We start from the raw sequence: 4516 nt of genomic DNA on the forward strand, positions 1-4516 counted from the left end.
CCGGGCGGGCCGGTACATATCGTCCGCCCCGGTGTGCCGGACCGCCGTGACCAGCAGCCGGATGCCGGGCGGAACCCGCTCGAAGTCGACACCGCCGAGCAGGGCGAGGGATTCGGCGTCGGCGTGCTGAGCGTCGTCGACGACCACGACCGCGGGCGCCGGCTGTGCGAGAGCGGCGGCGAGCGCCTCAGCCATCGCCGCGCTGTCGCCTTCCTTCACCGCGGACAGGGCAGCCGCCGCCGTCCGGTGTGCCGGCCGACGCCTCGCCCCGGCGAGCCGGTGCTCCTCCAGAGCCTTGACCAGCCGCAGTGCCAGGAGCAGAGGACGCTCCACGTCATCGGGAACGCAGGCCACTGGCAGCACCGCGACCCCTTCGGCACGCAGCCGCCCGGCGGCGGCGTGCGTGAACGCGCTGCGTCCGACACCTCGTTCCCCCAGGACGAGCACCAGGCGCGGCCCGGCCGGATCGTGGAGCCTGTCGTCGATCTCGTCCGACTCGCTCTCGCGGCCGAGCAGACACTCACCCGTGCCGTGGAAACGAGCGGACGTGCCGCCGAAGACCAGCTCGGTGTCTCTCGGAGCAGTCACTGACTCCACCGTATCCTTGATCGACGCGTGTACCCGGTGGGCGCCCGCTTCCGGCCAACCGGTCGGCGGGCTCGGCGGACGGGCCCGGTCCAGGGTCCTCGGTCACGACCAATGCGGCCCAAGGGATGGTGGCTTGTTCGGGAAGTTCACGCAAACCCGCCGTCTCATCGAGGTCTTGTCGTCCGACGTGGGGAATGCAGGCAAACGAGGAGTCGTCGTGCGGGAGTACCGTTCACCTCTTGTCGGTCGGCACGGCGAAGTCGCTGTGGTGGCCGAGGTGTTGCGTTCCACCGGTGCCGCGGCGCGAACCCTGCTGCTCACCGGCGGGGCCGGAACCGGTAAAACCGCCGTGCTGGACGAGGTGCGCCGGGCGGCGGCCGAAGAGGGTGCCAAGGTCCTGCGGCTCGGCTGGGAAGGCGCGCGGGGGCCGGACGGTACGGCCGCCCTCGCGGATGCCGTCTGCGGAGTCCTCGCCAAGATCCAGGACAGTCGTCTCCCGGTCCGTATCGCCATGGTGCGCCGGGCACGGTCCCGGTCCGTCGGCCGTGGCGGCGAGTTGGCTCTGCTCTCCGCCCTGGGCGAGGTGCTGGCGGACGCGGCTCAGTACGCCCCGTTCGCCCTGATCGTCGACGACATCCATCGGATACCGGACCGGACGGCCTCCGCCCTGGGGCTGCTGCTGCGAGTGTTCCGTCCGGCGGGTGTACCGGTGGTGATGGCCGGCCGGCCGACGGGCCCGGGACGGGTCGGTGACGCGCAGCTGCCCGTGGCGGCGGACCGTGTGGTCGAGCTGCCGCCGCTGTCGCCGGCCGAGGTCGGCGAGCTGATCGTGCGGCGACTGGGCGGCCCCGTCGAGCCCGGTCTGGTGACGGCGGTGCTGCGTTCGCTGGGTCCGCTGGCGGGCAGCCCGGCGGCCGTGCTGTCGGTGCTCGCCCCGCTGGAGGACGGCGACGGTCTGCTCGAACTCGACGGCCGGACATGCCTGACCGTGCCCGACAGCCGGCTGCGCCTCACCGCGGACGTCACGGAGCTGGGCAGGCTCGGCTGGCCCGACGGGGCGCCCGACGCCGGCACGGTCGGGACGGCCGCCGCGCTCGCCCGTCTGATCGAGCAAGCCGAACTGCGGCTGGACGACCTGCACCGGGTCAGGTCACTGGGCGGGCTGCCCGAAGCTGTCGGCCGCGCACTGGACGGCCTGGTCAGGGACCGGGTGGTGACCGTCGACCGGGACGGCGGGACGGCGTTCGCCGTCCCGGCACTCGCGGCGGCGCTGATGACGCTGCACGCCCGTCCGGACCTACGGTCGCTGCACGTCATGATCACCAGTTCGGTGATCGATCGGCTGGGCGCCGCCGCCGCGGGCGCAGCCCACCCCCGGCTGGCCGACCACGCGGCGGCGGCCGGCCCGGCGCTCGACGCCACGCTCGCGGCGCCGCTGCTGCTGGCTGCGGCCCGTACGAACACGAAGCTCGACAGCTCCCGCCGGGTGCGCGCCTACCACTCGGCGTTGCGGCACCTGCCGCCGCACGACACCGCAACCGTCGGTGTGCTGCGCGAGTCTGCGGCCCTGAGCCTGCGGCACGCAGACCACATCGGCGTACTCGCGCTCGGCGAGCCGCTGCTCGCCTGCCTCGACGGGCCGCACGGCGGAGACCGGGGCGGTCTGGAATGGGTCACCCGGGCATGGGCTTTCTCGGCGCTGCACGAGCACCGGTCCCCAGGCACCGACACCTCCCCGGGCCCGCGCGACGTCACCGCCCGGTACGCCGCGGCACTCGGACGGCTGCCCGCCGCCGCCGCGCTGGCGGGACTCGGCGGACTGTACGGGATCGGCACGGTCACACCGACGGCGCTCCGGCCGGGGCCGCCGGTCGACCGCGTCCCGGACGCCGGCCGGGAGTCCGGCTCCGGGCCGGTTCCGTCGCCTGCGGAAGTGGCGCTGCTGGCGGCAGCCGTGGGCGGCGGCGCCGAGTTCGATCGTGCCCGGCGGGGTCCGCTGCGCGATGCCCCGGACGGGGCGGCCCTGGACCGGTTACGGAACGCCGCCGCGTACGGGGACCTGGCCGGCGCTCTTGAGGCCGTGCTCGGTGAGCGGTACGCCGGGACGGGGCGGAGTACCGCCGTCCAGTACCACGCCATGGTGCGCGACTACCTGGCAGGGCACTGGGAGAACGCGCTGTCGGGCGCCCGCCGGATCGAGACGCGTGCCTGGACCGACGGCGATGCCCGCGCCGGACAGCTGGCTCGTGCGCTGGCAGCCGAAATCCAGCTGGTGCGCGGGGAGTTCGTACGCGCCAGGGAATGGCTGGACCTCATCCCGGACTCCGTCAGCCATCCGCTGGTGTCCCGGGCGCGACTGGGCGTCCGGTACTGGTCGGGGCAGGGCGACGGGGCTCTGGAAGAGGCCTGGGACGACGTGCGGCGGGCGCGTGAGGACGGACTGCTCGCGGGCGTCGACAGGTTGTTGCTGCGGATCCTGTCGATCACACGTGAGGGAGACGGACCAGAGGCGACGCACCGGGCCATGGAGGAAATGGAGACACTGCACGAGGAGTCGGCCTCGCCCATGACGCGCGAGGCGGTGCTCCTCGGACGCGGCATGGTGCACGGCGACGCGGCCGACGCGCTGGCCGCCTACCGGCTGGTGCGGCAGCGGGTCGATGTGCCTCTGCTGGTGGACTGCTGCGGGTGTTTGGTGGAAGTCGGCGAGGACCCCCGACGATGGCTGGCCGAGGCGACGCGGAACGGGCACGAACTGGGCATGGGGCGGCCCGTCCGCAGTCGGCTCGGCGCGTCGGCGCGTCAGCGGAACGTTTCGCTGCCCAGACGCCGTACGGCCCGGGAAGGGCCGGGCGAGCGCGACGCACGGCTGATCGACATGGTGAGCGATGGGTCCACCAACCGGCAGATCGCCGCCCGGCTGGCGTGCAGCGAGAAGACGGTGGAGCAGCGGCTCACCCGGCTGTTCCGGCGGACCGGGTGCCGTTCCCGGGCGGAGCTGGCCGCGGCCTGGCTGGACGGCAGCCTGGCCCAGCGGGGTCTGGTGCCCGGTGCCGGGCCACACCGGCACGGCGGGAATGGGACGGCGCCCCCGGCCGGCTGAGTCGCGGTCGGCGCGGGCGGCCAACCGGCAGGCGGGGTACGCGGTTTCGCGGACGCTGGACCGATCGGGCTCGGCCGGTCCGCCGCTGCCCCGGCGACACGGTCAGTGCTCAGGCTCGTCCTCGGCGATGCGCGGCACACGCAGGCGCATCGTGTCGAAGGCTCCCGCGCCGTGGTAGGTGAATCTGACCGTCGGGCTGTCGCGGTGTCCGGCCCAGTCCACCCTGGGGTCGCGTTGGGCATCGTCACGGTACGCCGCATGCCCCGGTGTGGGCACCGCGTGGGGCATGTACGGAGCATGTGCCGGGTACGGCGGTATGTCCGCGAGCCGTGCGCCGCGCGGCTGCGCGGCCCGCTCCTCACTGCCGCTCATCAGCACGATGGTGACGCCGACGATGATCAGCAGGAGCCCAGGGATGGTCGCGGGCTCGATGTCCTGCCCCATCAGCCACCACGCGGCGAGCGCGGCCACGGGCGTCTCCAGCAGGAGCAGGATGCTCATGGTCGTCGCCGACGTCCTGCCGAGGGCGAAGTTCATCGCGCCGAGCCCCAGAAGCTGAGGAAGGACAAGCAGCCCGAGCAGTGACCACTGGGTGGCCCTGTCGAAGCCCGTCAGCGGTATGTCGGCCAGCCAGCAGACCACGAGGAGTTCCAGACCGCAGACCAGCGAAGTGAACGTCGAATACAGCGGAGTGCTCACATCCGCGCGCGACCGTTCGCTGAGCGCGGTGTACCCGGCCTGGGCGAGGGCCCCGGCAAGGGCGAGCAGGTCGCCCAACAGCGCCGTACCGCCCGACTTGATGTCGAGGCCGGCGGCCGCGGCCGC

At 73.6% G+C, this 4516-nt stretch carries 3 protein-coding genes; 1 reads left to right on the forward strand and 2 read right to left on the reverse strand.

Annotated elements, in window-relative coordinates:
* Positions 1–588 (reverse strand): ATP-binding protein (locus BFF77_RS31805; protein ID WP_141698604.1); only part of this gene is annotated, 588 nt, incomplete at its 3' end.
* Between the two features lie 217 nt (positions 589–805).
* Here BFF77_RS31805 and BFF77_RS31810 point away from each other — a divergent pair.
* Positions 806–3691 (forward strand): helix-turn-helix transcriptional regulator, encoded by a 2886-nt coding sequence (locus BFF77_RS31810; RefSeq protein WP_066956989.1) that lies wholly within the window; start codon positions 806–808, stop codon positions 3689–3691.
* Positions 3692–3793: 102 nt separating this feature from the next.
* On the opposite strand, the gene BFF77_RS31815 is transcribed toward BFF77_RS31810, so the two are convergent.
* Positions 3794–4516: DMT family transporter (locus tag BFF77_RS31815; protein WP_141698605.1), on the reverse strand; the 723-nt coding region annotated here is incomplete at its 5' end.

The sequence above is a fragment of the Streptomyces lushanensis genome (genome assembly GCF_001700515.1).
GTDB lineage: Bacteria > Actinomycetota > Actinomycetes > Streptomycetales > Streptomycetaceae > Streptomyces > Streptomyces lushanensis.